The following is a 426-nucleotide window of genomic DNA, read 5'->3' as shown; positions in this document are numbered from 1 at the left end:
AGGACTTAAATACCCAAGTGTTCCGTGAATTCTTAGATAATTAAACCAATGAACGTAATCATCAAGTTCCAACTTCAACTGTTCCAAGCTCTCAAAATATTTACCTTTTACGAACTCCGTTTTGATAATTTTAAAAGTTGCTTCTGCTACCGCGTTGTCATATGGGCATCCCTTCATACTTAACGAACGTTTTATGTTAAATGTATCTAGAGCTTCATCAATTGTCTTGTTCTTAAATTCATTGCCTCTATCTGTGTGGAATAATTGAATTTGCCGCAAATCTGCTTTCACTGTTGATAATGCTTGATAAACTAATGGGGCATCTTTGTTTGGACCTGCACTGTGACCAATAATTTCTCGATTATAAAGATCGACAAATAAACAGATGTAATGCCAACTTTTCTCAACTCTAACGTATGTTAAGTC

Annotated in this window: 1 protein-coding gene; it reads right to left on the bottom strand. The window is 35.0% G+C overall.

Annotated features, from left to right (window positions below):
* A partial coding sequence (locus tag JN080_RS29195) for an IS3 family transposase (RefSeq protein WP_256239380.1) occupies window positions 1-426 on the bottom strand: 426 nt, incomplete at both ends.

It is taken from the genome of Bacillus sp. EB600, assembly GCF_024494385.1.
GTDB lineage: Bacteria > Bacillota > Bacilli > Bacillales > Cytobacillaceae > JAEVLT01.
This window is presented reverse-complemented; position numbering and strand designations above follow the sequence as displayed.